Raw genomic sequence first — 17,993 nt, forward strand, 5'->3', positions numbered from 1 at the left:
CGAAGGGGAAGTGCCATGACCTCGCGCGGTACCGCCACACGGACCAAACTCGTCGACACCACCATCCGGCTCGTCAGCGAACTCGGCTACGCCAAGACCACCACCCGCGCCATCGCGCAAGCAGCCGGCGTCGCCGAAGGCACCCTCTACCGGCACTTCCCCGACAAGGCCACCCTCTTCGCCGAAGCCGTCCTGCAGCAGAACCAGCATGTCGTCGACTGGGTCGACACCCTGCCCGCACGTGCCGGTACGGCAACCGTCAAGGCCAATCTCACCGACTGCCTCACCCACCTCGCCACCCTGCGCGCCGACATCCTCCCTCTCGAACTGGCCATCCTCACCGACCCCGAACTCGCCCGCGTAGCGCCGCCCCCCGGCGCCCTACCGGGCCCCCCGGGACGGCTCGCCGAGTACCTGCGCGCCGAACAGAAGCGCGGCCGCTTGCGAGCCGACGCCGACCCCGACCACGGCGCCGTCGTCCTGCTCGCCCTGCTGTTCGGCATGGCCCTGAACCCGCCCCTGCCATCCGGACAGGACGCCCTCCCCTCCTTGCCCGGCATCGCCGACACGGTCGACATCGTCCTCAAGGGCCTCGCGCCCCCACCGCGCTAAGACGACGACACTCCGCGTCGAGGTGGTATCGGGCTCCAAAAGAACTCGTCGAAGCCGTGCGTGCTCGACAGAGGCTCGCCCCGGTCGCACTGGCGGTTCGTTCCCCCCTGCCCCGTGCCACAGTGCGACTTCGGCGCCCGAGCTCGGGCTCGGTAACCGCTGAGATGCCGAGCCCGGGATTGGTTGATCATGGTCGGATGGTGGGGACCGTGACTCGTGCGGCCACGGCGACAAGGGGTACGACTACTCCCACCTGGGGCGATGGCTACGCGGGCTGCACGACGCGCTGCTGACCGAACTGCGGGCAGCGGGTCTCCTGGAGATGGACGACTGCGCTATTGACGGCTCGTATGTCCGGGCACTCAAAGGGGGCTCCACACCGGGCGTCGCCGGTCGACCGGGGCTGTTCTGGCAGCAAGCACCATGAGATTGTCGATCGGCGCGGCACTCCTCTCGCAGTGTCGCTGACAGGAGGGAACCGGCACGACGTCACCCAGCCGGTGCCGTCGCTCGATGCCATTCCCCGCATCCGCGGTCTGCGCGGTCGTCCCCGTAACCGTCCCCGTCGTCTGTTCGCCGATCGCGGTGACGACTTCAACAAGTACCGTCGAATTCTGCGCAGTCGGGGAGTCACCCCGAAGACCGCCCGACGTGGTGCCCCGCATGGCTCTGGTCTGGGCAAGACACGGTGGGTGGTCGAGCGTACTTTTGCCTGGTTGCACCAGTTCAAGCGCCTGCGCATCCGATACGAAGTGCGAGCAGATCTGCATATGGGTCTGCTCGAACTTGTTTGCAGCATCGTTTGTTTGAGGCGCCTCCGCGCGGTCAGGACCGCACAACCTGGTACGTCAGGTGGGTGACGCCGGGCGAGTGGATCGCGCGGGTGGGTTCGAGAGCAAGGTCGGGCGAGACATCGTCGAAGAGACGGACTCCCTTGCCCAGCACGATGGGCGCCAGGTGGATCTGGAGCTCGTCGACCAGGCCGGCATCGAGGAACTGGCGCACGGTGTGGGCGCCGCCGGATATCTGCACGTCCTTGCCGGCTGCGGCCTCGCGGGCCTGGGCCAGGGCGGATTCGGCGCCTTCGGTGACGAAGGTGAAGGTGGTGCCGCCCTGCCGGACCCAGGGTTGCCGGGGCGTGCCGGTCAGGACGAAGACCGGGGCACGGAACGGTGGCGGGTCGGGCCATCCCCGCTCGCCCTCGTCGAACATACGGCGCCCCATGATGTACGCCCCGGCGCGGTCGAAGTTCTCTCGCACGATGTCGTCGTCCGCGTTGATCTGGCCGCCTGCCATGCTCTGGCGTTCCCGCCAGGCCTCGACGTCCTCCACCCATGCGTGGATGCGGAGCCCGCCGTTCCCGAGAGGGTTGTCGGGGCCTGCTTCCGGGCCTGCGATGAAGCCGTCCAGGGACATGCCCAGGCTGGCGAAGACCTTGCTCACGCCGTCTCCCCGGTGGTGAAGAAGTCGATCAGGGCCGGGGCGAGGACGTGCGGGTCGACGCCGTGGTCCTGGCCGTCGAGCGTGCGGTGCAGACCGGGCAGAGCGCGGGCGCCGTTGCGGATCCAGTTGTCGCTCGCGCCGCCGTCCATTACGAGGAGCCGGTCGCCCAGGGCGGTCCATCGTCCGGTCGGCAGCGGGCGCCCGGACATGGTGTCGCCCATGACCGCGCCGTCGTAGGGAAGCGTGTGGGCGACGGCCTCCATGTCCGCCCAAAACGGCGCGTGACGCATCCCGGCCACCACGTCGGCCGGGACGCCGACGGCCCGGGTCAGGAAGTAAGCGACCGCGTCTCCGCGTGAGCCGTCCTTCACGAGCGTGCTCAGGTGGGCGAGGTAGTCCGCGGGGAGGGGCGGGCGGCTGTCGTCGACGACGAAGGGCGGCTCGTACACCGACAGCCGGGAGACCGCGCTGCCCCGCACCGCTGCCTCCAGTGCCAGGACGGCTCCCGAGGACATGCCGTGGACGAACGCGGTTCCGCCGGCGAGCTGGATCAGCGCGTCGAGGTCCTCGACCTCGCGCTGGACGTCGTACGGGGCAGTGTCGCCGCTGTCGCCCCGGCCGCGGCGGTCGTAGGTGATGACGCTGAAGTGCCCGGCGAGCAGCTCGGGAAGTTCCCCGAAGTCTCCCCGCCGCTGAAAGGCACCGCCGACGAGCACCAGGGCCGGTCCCTGCCCGGTCCGTTCGTAGGCGATGGCAGTGCCGTCGTGCGAGAACACCTTGTCCATGGGTCTTCCTCCGCTCATACCCGCAGGCGAGGTCACCTGCCCCTTCGGAACTAGACGGTACAGTACCCACTTGGGTACTGGTCGGTCTAGTACTGTTCTCTTGCGGAGTGCCATGAAGGTTGTGCAGGCGTGAAGCCGTGAGGGCCACGGAGGCGATGGAAACGATGGAGACGAACACGACAGGGCGCTCGGCCCTCAAGCGGCAGGCGATCTTGGAAGCGGCCACCACGCTGTTCCTGAGCAAGGGGTACCCGGGCACGAGCATGGACGAGGTCGCCGCCCTGGCCTCGGTGTCCAAGCAGACCGTCTACAAGAACTTCACCGACAAGCAGCGGCTGTTCACCGAGATCATCCATGGCGGCCTCGACCGCATCGACGAACTCTTCAGCGATGTCACCGGTTCGCTGGCCGGCACGCAGGACCTGGAGAAGGACCTGACGGCACTCGCCCGGCAGTTCGTCACCATCCTCACTCAGCCTCGCCTGCTCCAACTGCGAAGGCTGGTCATCGCCGAGGCTGACCGGTTCCCCGAACTCGGGCGCACGTACTACGAACGCGGCCCTGAGCGCGTCCACGCCCTGCTCGCCGAGAGCTTCGGACGGCTCGCCGACCGCAAGCTGCTGACTCTGCACGACCCCGTGCTCGCGGCCAACCACTTCACGTGGCTCATCACCTCAATCCCGGTCAACAAGGTCATGTTCTGCGGCTCCGGCGAACACTTCACCCGCGCCGAACTAGACCACTACGCCGACGAAGCAGTACGAGTCTTCGTCGCCGCCTACAGCCCGGACGCGCAATCCGCCTGATGGAGCAAGCGCCGGTGTCAATCTGAAACGATCAGTTGTATACGTCGTCCCGAGGGCTTGTGACCACCCCGGTCCGTGCTCCCCGCGCATGGGGAGAGCTGGCTGGGATGATCACCGAGTTCCTGCCAGGGCTCTCGTGTGACGCCGCGATTCACGTGATGACGGAGATGACACCGTCCGCTCACGGCAGCACCGGGGTTCACCTGCGCCAGCACCCCGACGCGCTCGTAAGCGGGTCCTCGCTGGCCCTGGATCAGTCCAGCGCCTCATCGCAATGCTGCGCGACAGCGGCGTCGAGGGAGTCCGCGTCGCGGCCTGCTACCGTGCGGACCCGTCCGACGCCTGCGCCGAAGACTCACCGACGGCTTCGAATACCGCACGGTGGGAATGACGCTCCCCACCAAGCGGGGCGGCGGCGTGGACGGCCGAGCATCGTGAGGCGTACGCCAACGACCAGGGTGCGCCGAACTCGTTGATCGCGGTCTCGGGCAGCTCCAACCGGTCGAAGGCGGACAAGGACCCGGCGGACTGGCTGCCGGTTCCGCCGGACCGCTGCAAGTACGCCGCCGAGCGCGACGGGCTGACCCGTCTCGCCGAGAACTGCCCCGAGACCACCGTCAGCTACGGGCAGGTCCGGCACCCATGTACTGCGCGTGTGAGCGATGGCCAACCGCTCGCGGGCCTCTGTTCCGGTGGCCGCCGTGGCATCGTCGTGGTCCATCCCCTTCCCAACTAGGGTTTCGGGAGCATCCAGTTCGTAAGGTTCTGCCTCGGTATTCGGCCGGACGTAGTGCGTGCTCTTCGAGTCGCCGGCGGCCAGACTGGCGGCTTGCGTGCAGGAGGTGCGCGGAGCGATACCTCCCGGCTCGCGCACGTCGGTGAGGACACGTTCCGCTGGACCGGGGGAGCAGCGACCTTGACCGGATCTACTGCGGCGGGCGTTTGTCGGCAGTACGCTCCAGTAGGAGTGGTGGACGGGGGGTTCGCCAGGAAGCTTCCGGGGGCATGGTGGACGCTGAGTTGATCGAGTTGGCGACGGCTGCGGGAACAGCCGTAGTGCAAGCGGCTGGTACCGATGCTTGGAACAGCTTCCGTGATCGGGTGGCCCGGCTGTTCGGCCGAGGTAGCGCCGAGGAGGCTTCCACAGCCGTGGTCTTGGAGCGGCTGGACCGTACGGCCGCGGAGGTCGTGGACACCGAGCTGGGCGGGTCCGCACGGGACCAGGTTCTCGTGTGGCGCACTCGCTTTCTGGACCTGCTGGAAGGGGCCGACGGTCTCGGCCGTGACGCAGTGGCTGCAGGGCTACGGGAGCTGGTGGCGTCAGTCAAGCAGGCGGATGGAGGCGTCTCGGCCGTTGGCGAGGGTGTCGCCGTTGGTGGTGACCTGCGGATCGAGGCGCGGGACCACTCGGTGGCTGCAGTGCGGATGGGTAACGTGACGATCGAAAACCCTTCTGCGCCGGGGGCGGAGGTGAGCTGACCGCCCCCGGTACTGCCCCCGCCCCTCACCTCGAAGCGGGCACTGCGATCGTCGCCCGCGAGGGTGGAGTTGCAGCTCAGCGCATCGACCGCCTGGAGCACCATGTGCACCACCTTGCACCAGTGCCGTCGCCGGTGTGGCGGCCGGTGCGGGTGGGTAATGTTCCGCCGCTGGCCTCCGCGTTCCAGCCCCGCGCAACCCTGCGCGAGAAGATCGACCAGATGCGTGCACGGCACGCCACCGTGGTACTCACGCAGGTGCTTTCCGGGGGCGGTGGGGTCGGCAAGTCACAGCTCGCGGCCGCCTGCGCCCACCAGGCCCACGCCGAGGGCGTGGACGTCCTGGTATGGATCAATGCCGCCGAAACCCCTCAGATTGCCGCCGCTTACGCGAACGCCGCGCACCGTGTGGGGGTGCCGGGGGCGGACGGGCAGGACAGCGAATGCGATGCCGCCGCGTTCCTGGAGTGGCTGGCGGTCACCGATCATTCGTGGCTGGTGGTCTTGGACGATCTGACCGACGTGGAGGGAGCCGGGCCGTGGTGGCCCCGCCTTCCATCAGGCTCGAATGGCCGGGTGCTGGTGACCACCCGCCGCAGGGACGCCCTCGTATCGGGCAATGGTCGGGCCGTCGTCGACATCGGCACCTACACCCCCAGTGAGGGCCTCGACTACCTGAATGAGCGGCTCACCGCGGCTGACGCAGCCCATCTCCTCGATGCGCGAGGAGGTGACCTTGTTGAGGCACTTGGCGGGCTCCCGCTGGCACTCGCTCACGCTGCCGCGTACATGATCAATGAAGACGTCGACTGCGCCCACTACCTGAGCCTGTTCACCGACCGCTTCTCTCGCTTGGACGCACTGCTGCCGCCACGCGCCGATACCGACGGCTACGGCCGTCGGGTCACCACCTCTCTGCTCGTGGCCCTGGACGCGGCCCAGCAGCGGGAACCCGTCGGCCTGGCCGCCCCCGCGATGCGTATCGCCGCGCACCTCGACCCCGATGGTCATCCCCAACAGCTCTGGTCCACCGCCGCCATCACCCGGTACCTCACCACCCACCGCACCGCACCACCTGTCAGCGGTACCGAACCCGCCCGGGTCACATCCGACCAAGCTCGTGCCGCACTACGCCTGCTACATCACTACGGGCTCCTCACCAGCGACACGAGAAACGGACCCCGAGCGGTGCGCCTGCACGGCCTGACCGCGCGTGCAGCTCGCGAAACCAGTCCCCAGGCTGACGCCCTTGCCACCATCCACGCCGTCGCCGATGCCCTCAATGAGATCTGGCCCGCGCACCAGCGCGAGTACACCGTGCCCGATCTGATGGCCGTGCTGCGCGCCAACACCTTTGTCCTCGCGACCCATGCAGGCGACCCAATCTGGGAGCTGGACGCTCACCGGATCTTGTTCGCGGCAGGCATCAGCCTCAGCTACGCCGGCCTGTACGGTGCCGCCGTTGGTTATTGGGAGCGCCTCGCCGCTGACAGCGAACGACTACTCGGTCATCACCACCCCAGGGCCGTGACCGCTCGTGCCCATCTCGCTGACTCCTACCGGCGGGCGGGGCGCATCGGCGAGGCGATCGAAATCGAGGAGAGCGTGCTCGGCGACCGTGTGCGCCTGCTCGGCGGCGACCTTGTCGGCACCCTGACCGCCCGTGCCAACCTTGCTGAGTCCTATACGCTGGTGGGGCGTCTGGGGGAGGCGATCGAAATCGAGGAGGGCGTGCTCTCCGACAGTGCGCGTCTGCTCGGCAACGACGACCCCAGGACCCTGACCGCTCGTGCCAACCTGGCCGTTTCCTATTCGCTGGCGGGGCGTATTGACGAGGCGATCGAAAACGAGGAGCGGGTGCTTGCCGACAGTGAGCGCCTGCTCGGCGACGACGACCTCGGTACCGTGAACGCTCGTTCCAATCTTGCCGCCTCCTACGCTGCGGCAGGGCGCACCACCGAGGCGATCGAAATCCGCGAGCGGGTGCTCGCCGCTCGTGAGCGGCTGCTCGGCCACAACCATGTCAGCACGCTGACCGCCCGGGCCAACCTTGGTGACTCCTATTTGCGGGCAGGGCGCAGTGAGGACGCGATCGAAATCCTGGAGCGCGTGGTCGCCGACACCGAGGCGCAACTCGGCGACGACCACCCCAGCACCCTGGCCGCTCGTTCCAATCTTGCCGCCTCATATTCTCAGGCGGGGCGCAATGAGGACGCGATCGGAATCCTGGAGCGTGTGCTCAACCACGTCGAGGAGCGCCCCGGCGACTACCACCCAGGCATCGCGACCGCCCTATCCAATCTTGCCGCCTCCTACGCCGCGGCAGGGCGCACCACCGAAGCGATCGAGATCTTAGAGCGGGTGCTCGCCGACAGCGAGCGGCTCTTCGGCGGTGACCACCCCGTCGCCCTGGCCGCCCATACCAACCTCACGAACACGCGCATGGGTCTTGCCGTCTCCTACGCTCAGGCGGGTCACATCATCGAAGTGATCGAGATCCTTGAGCGGGCGCTTGCCGACAGTGAGCGCCTGCTCGGCGACGATGACCCCGCTACCGTGAATGTTCGTTCCAATCTTGCCGCCTCCTACGCTGCGGCAGGGCGCACCACCGAGGCGATCGAAATTGGCGAGCGGGTGCTCGCCGATCGTGAGCGGCTGCTCGGTGACGACCATGCCGACACCCTGACCGCCCGGGCCAACCTTGGTGACTCCTACTTGCGGGCAGGGCGCAATGAGGACGCGATCGAAATCCTGGAGCGCGTGGTCACCGACACCGAGGCGCAATTCGGCGACGACCACCCCGACACCCTGACCGCCCATGCCCACCTGATCAAGGCGCGCGTGGATCTGTCGGCCTCTTACTGGCGGGCGGGGCGCAGCCTCGAAGCGATCGAAATCCAGGAGCGGGCGCTCGCCGACAGTGAACGGCTACTCGGTAAAGACCACCGCTTCACCATGATCTCCCATTCCAACCTCACGATTGCGCGGATGGACCTTGTCGGCTCCTACGCTGAGGCGGGGCGCACCGTCGAAGCAATAGAGATCCTTGAGCGGGCGCTCGCCGACAGTGAACGGCTACTCGGCGACGACCACCCTGACACCCTGACCGTCCATACATACCTCAGTGGCGGCCGCGGGAAGCTGTGCGCCTCCTACTGGGAGGCGGGGCGCACCCTCGAGGCGATCGAGATCCTTGAGCGGGCGCTCGCCGACAGTGAACGGCTACTCGGCAACGACCACCCCGACACCCAGACCACCCATTCCAACCTCACGATCGCGCGCCAGGACCTTGCCGGCTCCTACTGGCAGGCGGGGCGCACCCTCGAGGCGATCGACGTCCAGGAGCGGATGCTCGCCGACAGTGAGCGACTGCTCGGTGACGACCATGCCGACACCCTGACCGCCCGAGCCCACCTCGCCGCCTTCTACTGGTTGGCGGGGCGCACTGGTGAGGCGATCGGGGTTCAGGAGCGGGTGCTCGCCGACAGTGAGCGACTGCTGGGCATCGACCACCCTGACACGCGAGAAGCCGCTGTCGCACTCCGCGCCTGGCGGCTGAGTTGAGCTTCAGCCAGGAGGGTGTCGTACGTGCCTCACAGCGGAGGCGTCGCCGGCGATGAGGCGCACCGCCAGGGTCACCGGCGGCCTCGCCTACTACCAGCAGGACGACACGGTCCAGGTGGAGTCGCTGTGCGTGGCGACCGCTTCCGACGCGGCCGAGGCGGCCCGCGCGCAGAACCTCGCCCTGGTCGACGCCGTCGAGCGCGGCCCGTTCGTGGCCAAGGGCGACGGCGCCGGTCTGCAGACGTTCAGGTCCGCACCCTCTCTGTGTTCAAGGGCACGCTGCCCGCCGAGGCGGAGATCGGCCTGCCACAGGGCGCGGAGACCCAGATGCAGCCCGGCGGCCGCTACGAGGTGTCGGTCCTCGGGCCCGACGGCAGCACCTGGCCGGCGCGCTTCACCAGGGCCGTACCGACCAGCCAGACCTCCCAAGCTGTCGCCGCGCACAGGAAGACCGAGCTCGACAAGCACTTCGTCGAGCCACCGTGCGACGACACCACGGCCGCGCCCTAGGAGACGGCTGCGGCCGCCTGACCGTGGCCATCCCGCGTACGAGTCAGATGGTCAGCAATCCAGCCGGGCAGCGGCGCCACGGACACGTCGTGGGTGATGACGTACGGCCGGTCCCCCCAACGTGGGAATGCCGGTGTGGCGTCCCGCCGGCCCACCGGCTTCGACGCAGCCGTCTACCGGCGCCGCAACGAGGCCGAGCGCACCATCAACCGGCTCAAGACGGTTCGCGCGGTCGCTACCCGTTACGACAAGAGGGCCTACGTCTTCCACGGGACGGTCACGGTCGCGGCGGTCCGGCTCTGGCTCCGTCCGTGACCGCCACGTCCTCGCCTACTGGTCTTCCGGGACCAGGGCGCCAAGCTCGACTTCCTCGAAAACGCGGGACCACCAGGATTCCTCGTCCTCGAAAACCCGCGGATCGCACTGCCGGGCCCGTTCGATCACGCGTTCGACGTAGTCCTCGTAGTCGTCGTCCGCGTCGCTCCTTCCGGAGTCGATGAACGCCTCCCATACCTCCAGGACGTTCTGCAGGCCAGCAACCGAAGAGTTGACCAGCCCATACTGCTGGTCCCCATCGCTGTCATATCCGCGGACCATCCAGACTTCGCCGCTGTCGATCAGCAGCCAGTACGTGTTGACGCCGTCCTCGAACGCGCCGAGGAACACCGCCCGACCCGGGCGAAGGTCGCGGACCTCCAGCTCCCGACCCGAGTCCCGCACGAACATGCGGTTGCAGTCGGCCGGAAGGCCTTGCTCGCCCAGCCTGGACAGCGCCTCGCGGCCCACACCCAGGTGCGCGAGAGAACTCGCGTCATACGACAGCCACTGCCCGCTCGACAACCGGCACTCCCTACTCGATCCGTCCCGCTGATCCTCTCAGACCTCGTGGACGACCCATCGGACAGTACCTGGACCCGCTGCCTCGGCGAGCAGGCTATGGCCTCCCTGATGAGCTGGCGCCTCCTACGAAAGCTCCGCTGCAGCACCAACCGCATCACCGCGACGGTCCAGGCCGTCCTCGTCCTTCATCATCCCTCGGCATGAGGTTGGAAAGGCTCACTGTCTCGGTCTCCATGGGGATGCTTTTCCTCGGAGGCACGCCTCGACATGCACATGCGTACAGGGGCACGATCGGCTTCGGCCGAGTCATACGCACGAAGGCACCCTCCATTCCGTCACACCATAACTGGCAACGCTTCCAGACCTCGGACCAGTCGGGTCCGTCGCCAGTCCAGCTGTTCCTCCGGTACGGCAAGGGTGATTCCAGGAAATCGAGTCAGCACCGCTCGCAGGGCGATCTCCAACTCGGCCTTGGCCAGGGGAGCGCCCAAACAGCGGTGGATGCCGTGGCCGAAAGCGAGGTGGGTAGCCGCGCCCCGGTTCAGGGCGAGCCGGTCCGGCTCCGGGAACTGCTTCGGGTCTCGATTGGCTGCGCCGAGAACGATCTGTACCGGGACGCCGGCCGGGAGATCTGTGCCGCCGAGTGTGAGGGCTTCCGTGGTGAACCGGAAGGTGGCCGTACTCACTGCGGAGTCGAAGCGCAGCAGCTCGTCCAGTGCGGCAGGGATCTTCTCAGGCTTTGCCCGAAGGCGATCCAGCTCGGTCGGGTGCTGGAACAGCGCCAGGAAAGAGTTGCCCAGGGCGTTGGTGGTGGTCTCGTGTCCGGCCACGAGGAGCAGCACGGCCAGGGACACCAGTTCCTCCTCGCTCAGGCGGTCGTCTCCGTCGCGGGCAGAGATGAGCCGGTCGAGGAGAGAGCGGGCCGGGTGCCGGCGCTTGGCGGCGATGAGCCCCGTCATGTAGTCGGCCATCGAGTGGGAGGCCGCGTCGATGATGTGGGGCTCTCCTTCAGAGAAGAGCTGCGCGGACCAGCACTGCACATCGAGCCGGTCGGCCTGCGGAACTCCGAGTAGCTCGCAGATCACGATGACCGGCAGCGGCACCGCCAGGTCGGCCAGGAAGTCGAACCGCTCGCCGGTAGGCCACCGGTCCAACAGCCCTTCGGTGATCCGGGAGATGAACGGGCGTAGCTCCCCGACGGCCCCGGTGGTGAATGCCTTGGTCACCAGCTTGCGCAGCCGGGTGTGCTGGGGTGGGTCGCAGGCCAGCATGGTGTGGGCGACCGCAGGATGCAGACGGCGTCGTGACCCCTTGTCAGCGAAGAACTCAGCCGTGTTCTTCGAGAGCCGAGCGTCGCTGAGGGCCTCTCGGGCTTCCGCGTAGCCCGTGACCAGGTAGCTGGAACGTCCGCTGGAGCCGGCTGGCACGGACTGTACCGGGCCGGTGGATCGCAGGGCTGCATAGGCCGGATAAGGATCTCGGAGGCGACGGGGGGTCTGCGTCGGGTCGGTCATGACCTCAGGCTCCAACGCATTCCGGTCGGTCGTCGATGACGACACGCCCGACACGGTCGGCGTAGGCGTCCGCCACGAGGAGGGGCCACTCCGTGTCCGCACGCAGGTCCCTACGAGAGGCGGCTTCCGTTGACGGCGCGGCGACCTCGTCGGCGAGCCGCCCTGCCTTCAGGCCTACGAGCGCCGCCTCCACAGCGTCCGGCGCTGGGCAGGAATGACGCCTCGAACCGATCTGTGCGGACGCGGTACCAAAGTTCATCCCAACCCTGCTCAGTGGCCTTGTCCCCGGTGTTGGCCATCCGGGGAGTATGTCGATCCGGCTCAACATGCTCAACCGGGTTCTCCGGGGGTGACGGCCTGGCGCCGTCTGCGGGACTGGACCCAGGCAGGAGTGTGGCCCCGCCTACTGCCCTGCTGACCGAGATGCGTCGCGCCGACCTGCTGGAACCGGACGACTGCTCTGTAGACGGATCGCACGTCCGGGCCCTCAAGGGGGGGACCATGTCGGCCCCTCTCCGGTCGACCGCGCCCGTCCCGGTTCCGAGCACCACTTGATCGTCGACCGCCATGGAACCCCGCTTGCCGTCACGCTCACCGGCGGGAACCGCCACGACGTCACCCAACTCCTGCCCTTGTTGGATGCGATCCCCCCGATCCGCGGACGGCGGAGACGTCCCCGCAGCAAGCCGCGGCGTGTGTACACCGATAGGGGCTACGACTTCGACAAGTACCGCCGCCTGCTCTGGAAACGCGGCATCAAGCCGATCATCGCTCGCCGCGGTGTCGCACACGGCTCCGGTCTCGGCAAGGTGCGCTGGGTGGTCGAGCGTGTCTTCACCTGGCTGCACCAGTTCAAGCGACTCCGAATCCGCTACGAACGCCGCGCCGACCTCCATCAGGGCCTGCTCGAACTCGCCTGCAGCATCATCTGCCTCCGACGCCTCCGTAGATCATTCTGAAACGATCAGTTAGTGCATCAGCTCCAGGTGGGGGTGCTCGGGCGAAACCGGACAGACGTAGAGCTGCTGGTCGTAGCCGCTGCCGATCTGGACCGCGGTGGGCTGTCCGGGATCGTGGTGAGCGGCCTCAGTGACGGGCGTATCCGGCGCCTCGTATGCCATCCAGCTGCTGTCGTCGTTGTCCTCGAACGTGGCGATGGTCAGCAGGGCGTCCATCTCGTGACCGCAGGCGGCACAGAGCCGGGGGCTGGGGTCGGTGGCGCCCCAGCGGGGCCAACCGCCGACCTTCCAGCCGGGGGCGCCGGCCAGTTCGTTGTCGTAGTACTGCGGCAGATAGGACGCGCGATCCACGTCGTCGATGTCTTCCGGCCCCAACTCGTCGGTGCGGTACAGGGTCTCCTCCACGTACGACGTGTAGGGGCGGCCCGCATGCGTGCCGGCGGTCTGCCACACGTTCCAGTCCTTGAGCCGGGACTGGAGTTCTTGGCTCAGCTCCAGGTGATCGGGGTAGTCGGTGACCTGCTCCGGGCTGAGCAGACACGGCTCGGGCAGATAGCCGACGAACTGCATCGCCGGTGGCTCTGGGGGCGTGGTGAGCATGTCGGTGACGGTCGACGCCTCGCGCCAGAACAGCGCGGTCCTGGGCATGATGGGGTGATCGAAGGGGCACCACAGAACCTGGAGCAGGTCTGCTCCCTCGGGTGTGGGCAGATCGGGCACGTCCCGCGCGTACAACTGCGCGACCGGCAGCATGGCGATGGGTCCCTCGTACGGGGCGACCGCCAGCCGGGCCGGGCCGTTGCGAGGGGGACGGATGCGCCTGAGGGCCTGCGCCTCGTCCTCGGTCAGGCTCCTGACGCGCTGGATGGCAAGCAGCCGCCGTTCCAGCCGCACGGCCGCCGGAGCCAGGGCCGGGTTGATGCCGTCCACCACATGCGGCCCGTCACAGTGCGGCCACGGCTCATCGGCGGGCCACAGCAGTGGTCCGCCGATGGAACTGTCCTGAGGCGACGGAACTCCGGGGCGGGGATGCAGGCGCGTGGCCGTACGCGCCAGCGGGGCCAGCTGAGGGAAGACCGCGGTCACGTCGAACGGCCGCGGGGGCGTCGTCGGGTTGCTCTTCATGAACAGGATCTTGCCAAGCGCCTCTGACAACGGTCTGCGTGAACCAGCGCTGGCCGTCTGCGGCGGAAGTCGGCTGCCGCGACGTCCACCGCGGGGCCGGCGTGCCGTGGTCCAGCCTCGTCGCCCGGTTCGGATGCGGTCGTCAGCCTTGTCCGTGCGCCGGAGCGGCGACGAGTCGGCGGAGCCACGTGAGGGCCGGGTCGTCGGAGAGGCTGCCGTGCCAGAGCAGGCTGACGGTGTACGCGGGCATCGGGAGGGGCGGCTCGGTGGCGGTGAGGCCGAGCAGGTCGGCGTAGACCGTGGCCGCGTGGGTGGGGAGGGTCGCCAGGACGGGCAGGGTGGCGAGTTGGATGGCAGCGCCGGCGAAGTGGGTGGTGGAGGCGACCACGCGGCGGGCGAGGCCGCGTGCCTCCAGGAGGTCGTCGACGATGCCGCGCCGGCCGTCGTAGGAGATCAGCAGGTGGGGGTGGGCGAGGTAGTCGTCGAGGCCGAGCGGGGTCCTGAGCCGCAGGAGGCGGGGGTTGAACAGGCAGGTGTAGCCGGACGGGAACAGCTCCTGGCTCCGGTGGTCGGGGCCGTACGCGGGGGCGGCGGCCACCCCGAGGTCGATCTCGCCCCGGTCGATCATGTCGGCGACCGTGTTGCGGCTGGCCTGCCGTACGGCGAGCCGGATGCCCGGCAGGCCGGCCGTGGCGTTCAACAGGCGGGGCAGCAGGGCCGCCTCCAGGTCGTCCGACATGCCCAGGGTGAAGGTGCGGTGGGCGGTCGCGGGGTCGAAGCGGTCCCCATCCGTCACGGCGCCGTGGATCAGGCCGAGGGCGGGCTCGACGCGTCGGGCCAGCGCGATGGCGCGGGGCGTGGGCTCGACACCGGTGCGGGTCCGGGTGAACAGCTCGTCGTGGAAGAGCCCTCGCAGGCGGCCGAGGGCGGCGCTGGTGGCGCCCTGGCTCAGGTGCAGCGCGGCAGCGGCGCGCGTGACGCTGCGTTCGCGCATCAGCGCGGCGAAGACGACCAGGAGATTGAGGTCCGCCTTCCGGAATTCGGTCTCATAGATGTCGATCATGGCAAAGATCAGTTTGCCGGATAAGCGGTGGGCTTCCTAGCGTCGAAGCATGACCTCGACCGCCGCAGAGCCCCGCCGCACCGTCACCGTCGCCGTCGTCCAGGCGGCCTCCCCCTTGTTCGACACGCCGGCCGCCGTCCGCCGGGCCGAGGAACTCGTCCGCGAGGCCGCCGCACAGGGCGCCGGGGTCGTCGTACTGCCCGAGGCCTTCATCGGCGGCTACCCCAAGGGGCTGGACTTCGACATCACCGTCGGCAGTCGTACCCCGGCCGGCCGCGAGCTCTTCCGCCGCTACCACGCCGCCGCGATCGCGATCCCCGGCCCGGAGACCACGACCATCGCCGCCGTCACCCGGGAGCTGGGCGTCCACGCGGTCATCGGCGCGGTCGAACGCCACGGCGGCACCCTCTACTGCGTCGCCCTCTTCTTCGGCCCGGACGGCTACCTGGGCCTGCACCGCAAGCTCATGCCCACCGCCGCCGAGCGCTACCTGTGGGGACAGGGCGACGGCTCCACGCTCCCCGTCGTCGACACCGGCACCGCCCGCCTCGGCGCGGCGATCTGCTGGGAGAACTACATGCCGCTGCTGCGCACCGCGATGTACGCCAAGGGCGTCGACCTGTGGTGCGCGCCGACCGTCGACGACCGCGACGCCTGGCAGGCGACCATGCGCCACATCGCCCTGGAGGGACGCTGCTTCGTCCTCAGCGCCTGCCAGTACCTGCGCCGCGACGCCCTGCCCGCCGACCTCCACCCGGTCCAGGGCGACGAGCCCGACACCGTCCTGATCGGCGGCGGATCCGTCATCGTCTCCCCGCTGGGCGAGGTCCTCGCCGGACCGCTGCGCGACGGCGAGGGGATCCTGACCGCCGAACTCGATCTCGACGACCTCGTCCGCGCCCGCTTCGACCTCGACACCACGGGCCACTACGCCCGCCCCGACGTCTTCACCCTCCACGTCGACGAGACCGCCCGTCACCCCGTCACTCACCACGGCGGCACGGGCGGCACGGCCGGCACGACCAGCGCATGAGGGTGCCCCGGCAGGCCGCTCGCGGTCCGCCGGGGCACCGCCCCACCTCGCCCGCTCAGCGCAGGTCGAACCTGTCCAGGTTCATCACCTTGTCCCACGCCCGCACGAAGTCGCGGACGAACTTCTCCTCCGCGTCCCCGGCGGCGTAGACCTCGGCGAACGCGCGCAGCTGGGAGTGCGAGCCGAAGACGAGGTCGGCGGCGGTGGCCGTCCACTTCCGCTCGCCCGTCGCCCGGTCGCGGCCCTCGAAGACGTTCTCGTCCGTCTCCGACACCTTCCACTCCGTGCCCATGTCGAGCAGGTTCACGAAGAAGTCCGTGGTCAGCGTCTCGGGCCGATCCGTGAAGACGCCGTGCGGGGAACCCTTGAACCCGGCGTTCAGCGCCCGCATGCCGCCGACCAGGACCGTCATCTCCGGCGGGGTCAGCGTCAGCAGGTTCGCGCGGTCGAGCAACAGGGTCTCCGGCGACAGCTTCTCGCCGGCCCGCAGGTAGTTGCGGAAGCCGTCCGCCCGCGGTTCGAGCACCGCGAACGTCTCGACGTCCGTCTGCTCCTGAGAGGCGTCCGTACGGCCCGGCGTGAACGGGACCCTGACCGTGTGGCCGGCGTTCCGAGCGGCCCGCTCGACCGCCGCGCAGCCGCCCAGGACGATCAGGTCGGCGAGCGAGATCTTCCGGCCGTCGCCGCCCGCGCCGTCGCCGCCCGCGCCGTTGAAGTCCCGCTGGATCTCCTCCAGGCGCCGTACCGTCTCCGTCACCGCGGGCAGGGCGTTGACCTCCCAGTCCCGCTGCGGCGCGAGCCGGATCCGCGCCCCGTTGGCACCGCCGCGCTTGTCCGTGCCGCGGAAGGAGGCCGCCGCCGCCCAGGCCGTGGTGACCAGGTCCGCGATGCTCGGGCCGGATTCGAGGATCCGCTCCTTGAGCGCCGCGATGTCCTCGTCCGTGACCAGCTCGTGGTCGACCTCGGGCACCGGGTCCTGCCACAGCTGCGGCTCGGGCACCCAGGGGCCGAGGTAACGGGACACCGGGCCCATGTCGCGGTGCAGCAGCTTGTACCAGGCGCGGGCGAACGCGTCGGCGAGCTGATCCGGGTTCTCGTGGAAGCGGCGGCAGATGGGCGCGTAGGCCGGGTCCTCGCGCAGCGCGAGATCCGTCGTCAGCATCATCGGCGCGTGCCGCTTCGACGGGTCGTGCGCGTCCGGCACGGTGCCCTGCGCCGCCGGATCGGTGGGCTTCCACTGCTGCGCCCCGGCGGGGCTCGTGGTCAGCTCCCACTCGTACCGGAACAGGTTGTCCAGATAGCCGTTGTCCCACTTCGTCGGCTCGTTGGTCCAGGCGCCCTCGAGCCCGCTGGTGAGGGCGTCGGCGCCGCTGCCACTGCCGTACCTGTTGCGCCAGCCGAGCCCCTGCTCCTCCAGGGGAGCGGCCTCCGGCTCAGGGCCGATGTACGAGGGGTCGACGGCGCCGTGACACTTGCCGAAGGTGTGGCCGCCGACGATGAGCGCGACGGTCTCCTCGTCGTTCATGGCCATCCGGGCGAAGGTCTCCCGGATGTCACGGGCGGCGGCCAGCGGGTCCGGATTGCCGTTCGGGCCCTCCGGGTTCACATAGATGAGCCCCATCTGCACGGCGCCGAACGGCGTGGCAAGCTCCCGGTCACCGCTGTAGCGCTCGTCGCCGAGCCAGGTGTCCTCCGGGCCCCAGAAGACCTCCTCGGGCTCCCAGATGTCCTCGCGCCCGAAGCCGAAGCCGAACGTGCGGAACCCCATGGACTCCATGGCGCAGTTGCCCGCGAACACCAGCAGGTCGGCCCACGAGACCTTCCGGCCGTACTTCTGCTTCACCGGCCAGAGCAGCCGCCGCGCCTTGTCCAGGCTGGCGTTGTCCGGCCAGCTGTTCAGCGGCGCGAAGCGCTGGGCGCCGCTGCCGCCGCCACCCCGGCCGTCCGCGATGCGGTACGTGCCCGCGGCGTGCCAGCTCATCCGGATGAACAGCGGTCCGTAATGCCCGTAGTCGGCGGGCCACCAGTCCTGCGACTTCGTCATCAGCTCCATGACGTCGCGCTTCAGCGCGTCCACGTCGAGGGTGGCGAACTCCGCCGCGTAGTCGAAGTCCTCGTCCATCGGGTCGAACCGTGGCGTGTGCTGGCCGAGGACCTGGAGGTCCAGCTGTTGGGGCCACCAGTCCCGGTTCGTCCGGGGGCGGGTCGACGCGGGGGTGGGGGAGGGGATTGCGGGGTTCTCGCTCTCGCTGCCGGACACG

14 protein-coding genes and 4 pseudogenes are annotated in these 17,993 nt (G+C 69.0%); 11 read left to right on the forward strand and 7 right to left on the reverse strand.

Going from position 1 to position 17,993, the window contains the following annotated elements:
• Positions 1-15: 15 nt before the first annotated feature.
• Positions 16-612, forward strand: coding sequence for a TetR/AcrR family transcriptional regulator (locus ACH414_RS31430; protein ID WP_398944447.1), 597 nt, complete (start codon positions 16-18; stop codon positions 610-612).
• A gap of 274 nt (positions 613-886) precedes the next feature.
• Positions 887-1,472 (forward strand): annotated as a pseudogene (locus ACH414_RS31435) (IS5 family transposase); the annotation flags it as partial.
• Here the strand turns inward: ACH414_RS31435 and ACH414_RS31440 are convergent.
• Together ACH414_RS31440 and ACH414_RS31445 are read right to left on the reverse strand one after the other, a co-directional pair.
• Entirely contained in the window at positions 1,438-2,055 is a 618-nt protein-coding gene (locus tag ACH414_RS31440; RefSeq protein WP_382544457.1) for a dihydrofolate reductase family protein, read from the reverse strand. The pseudogene ACH414_RS31435 and the gene ACH414_RS31440 overlap by 35 nt on opposite strands.
• A complete protein-coding gene (locus ACH414_RS31445) occupies positions 2,052-2,840 on the reverse strand; it encodes an alpha/beta fold hydrolase (protein WP_382544460.1) in 789 nt (262 codons plus the stop codon). The genes ACH414_RS31440 and ACH414_RS31445 overlap by 4 nt, the downstream gene beginning before the upstream one ends.
• Before the next feature lie 164 nt (positions 2,841-3,004).
• Between ACH414_RS31445 and ACH414_RS31450 the strand changes: the two genes are divergently transcribed.
• The 6 genes and pseudogenes from ACH414_RS31450 to ACH414_RS31475 all read left to right on the forward strand — a co-directional run.
• Positions 3,005-3,646 carry a TetR/AcrR family transcriptional regulator gene (locus ACH414_RS31450; protein WP_382544462.1) on the forward strand — a complete coding sequence of 214 codons (642 nt, stop codon included), beginning with the start codon at positions 3,005-3,007 and terminating at the stop codon, positions 3,644-3,646.
• 472 nt (positions 3,647-4,118) lie between these two features.
• Positions 4,119-4,382: a hypothetical protein gene (locus ACH414_RS31455; RefSeq protein ID WP_398944450.1), complete on the forward strand. Its 264-nt coding sequence runs from the start codon at positions 4,119-4,121 to the stop codon at positions 4,380-4,382.
• A 269-nt stretch (positions 4,383-4,651) separates the two neighbouring features.
• A complete protein-coding gene (locus ACH414_RS31460) occupies positions 4,652-5,125 on the forward strand; it encodes a hypothetical protein (protein WP_398944452.1) in 474 nt (157 codons plus the stop codon).
• Positions 5,126-5,247: 122 nt separating this feature from the next.
• Positions 5,248-8,688, forward strand: a complete 3,441-nt coding sequence (fxsT, locus tag ACH414_RS31465; RefSeq protein WP_398944454.1) for an FxSxx-COOH system tetratricopeptide repeat protein — start codon at positions 5,248-5,250, stop codon at positions 8,686-8,688.
• Positions 8,689-8,952: 264 nt separating this feature from the next.
• Positions 8,953-9,198, forward strand: a complete 246-nt coding sequence (locus tag ACH414_RS31470) for a hypothetical protein (protein ID WP_398944456.1) — start codon at positions 8,953-8,955, stop codon at positions 9,196-9,198.
• A 141-nt stretch (positions 9,199-9,339) separates the two neighbouring features.
• Positions 9,340-9,513: pseudogene (locus ACH414_RS31475) on the forward strand (IS5/IS1182 family transposase); the annotation flags it as partial.
• Positions 9,514-9,528: 15 nt separating this feature from the next.
• Here the strand turns inward: ACH414_RS31475 and ACH414_RS31480 are convergent.
• The gene (locus tag ACH414_RS31480; protein WP_398944458.1) at positions 9,529-10,038 is read right to left on the reverse strand and encodes an SUKH-4 family immunity protein; all 510 of its coding nucleotides are present in this window, start codon (positions 10,036-10,038) and stop codon (positions 9,529-9,531) included.
• A 75-nt stretch (positions 10,039-10,113) separates the two neighbouring features.
• Between ACH414_RS31480 and ACH414_RS31485 the strand changes: the two are divergent.
• Positions 10,114-10,242 (forward strand): annotated as a pseudogene (locus tag ACH414_RS31485) (IS5/IS1182 family transposase); the annotation flags it as partial.
• Between the two features lie 131 nt (positions 10,243-10,373).
• Here the strand turns inward: ACH414_RS31485 and ACH414_RS31490 are convergent.
• Positions 10,374-11,552 carry a cytochrome P450 gene (locus ACH414_RS31490; protein ID WP_398944460.1) on the reverse strand — a complete coding sequence of 393 codons (1,179 nt, stop codon included), beginning with the start codon at positions 11,550-11,552 and terminating at the stop codon, positions 10,374-10,376.
• A gap of 337 nt (positions 11,553-11,889) precedes the next feature.
• Here ACH414_RS31490 and ACH414_RS31495 point away from each other — a divergent pair.
• Positions 11,890-12,511, forward strand: a pseudogene (locus tag ACH414_RS31495) (IS5 family transposase); the annotation flags it as partial.
• 9 nt (positions 12,512-12,520) lie between these two features.
• On the opposite strand, the gene ACH414_RS31500 reads toward ACH414_RS31495, so the two are convergent.
• Together ACH414_RS31500 and ACH414_RS31505 are read right to left on the reverse strand one after the other, a co-directional pair.
• Complete coding sequence (locus tag ACH414_RS31500) at positions 12,521-13,636, reverse strand: hypothetical protein (protein ID WP_398944461.1); 1,116 nt, start codon at positions 13,634-13,636, stop codon at positions 12,521-12,523.
• 142 nt (positions 13,637-13,778) lie between these two features.
• The gene (locus tag ACH414_RS31505) at positions 13,779-14,699 is read right to left on the reverse strand and encodes a LysR family transcriptional regulator (protein ID WP_382544468.1); all 921 of its coding nucleotides are present in this window, start codon (positions 14,697-14,699) and stop codon (positions 13,779-13,781) included.
• Between the two features lie 49 nt (positions 14,700-14,748).
• Here ACH414_RS31505 and ACH414_RS31510 point away from each other — a divergent pair, with 49 nt between their 5' ends.
• Positions 14,749-15,732, forward strand: a complete 984-nt coding sequence (locus tag ACH414_RS31510) for a nitrilase-related carbon-nitrogen hydrolase (protein ID WP_398944465.1) — start codon at positions 14,749-14,751, stop codon at positions 15,730-15,732.
• A gap of 55 nt (positions 15,733-15,787) precedes the next feature.
• Here the strand turns inward: ACH414_RS31510 and katG are convergent, their stop codons facing one another.
• Entirely contained in the window at positions 15,788-17,992 is a 2,205-nt protein-coding gene (gene katG, locus ACH414_RS31515; protein WP_398944466.1) for a catalase/peroxidase HPI, read from the reverse strand.
• Between the last annotated feature and the right edge of the window lies 1 nt (position 17,993).

This window comes from Streptomyces sp. NPDC020422, from assembly GCF_044386705.1.
GTDB lineage: Bacteria > Actinomycetota > Actinomycetes > Streptomycetales > Streptomycetaceae > Streptomyces.

Bases quoted from the DNA above. Each gene is read 5' to 3' on its own strand.
- ACH414_RS31430 (WP_398944447.1), top strand. From the start codon at position 16: ATGACCTCGCGCGGTACCGCCACACGGACCAAACTCGTCGACACCACC.
- ACH414_RS31445 (WP_382544460.1), bottom strand. From the start codon at position 2,840: ATGGACAAGGTGTTCTCGCACGACGGCACTGCCATCGCCTACGAACGG.
- ACH414_RS31450 (WP_382544462.1), top strand. From the start codon at position 3,005: ATGGAGACGAACACGACAGGGCGCTCGGCCCTCAAGCGGCAGGCGATC.
- ACH414_RS31460 (WP_398944452.1), top strand. From the start codon at position 4,652: ATGGTGGACGCTGAGTTGATCGAGTTGGCGACGGCTGCGGGAACAGCC.
- ACH414_RS31490 (WP_398944460.1), bottom strand. From the start codon at position 11,552: ATGACCGACCCGACGCAGACCCCCCGTCGCCTCCGAGATCCTTATCCG.
- ACH414_RS31500 (WP_398944461.1), bottom strand. From the start codon at position 13,636: ATGAAGAGCAACCCGACGACGCCCCCGCGGCCGTTCGACGTGACCGCG.
- ACH414_RS31505 (WP_382544468.1), bottom strand. From the start codon at position 14,699: ATGATCGACATCTATGAGACCGAATTCCGGAAGGCGGACCTCAATCTC.
- ACH414_RS31510 (WP_398944465.1), top strand. From the start codon at position 14,749: ATGACCTCGACCGCCGCAGAGCCCCGCCGCACCGTCACCGTCGCCGTC.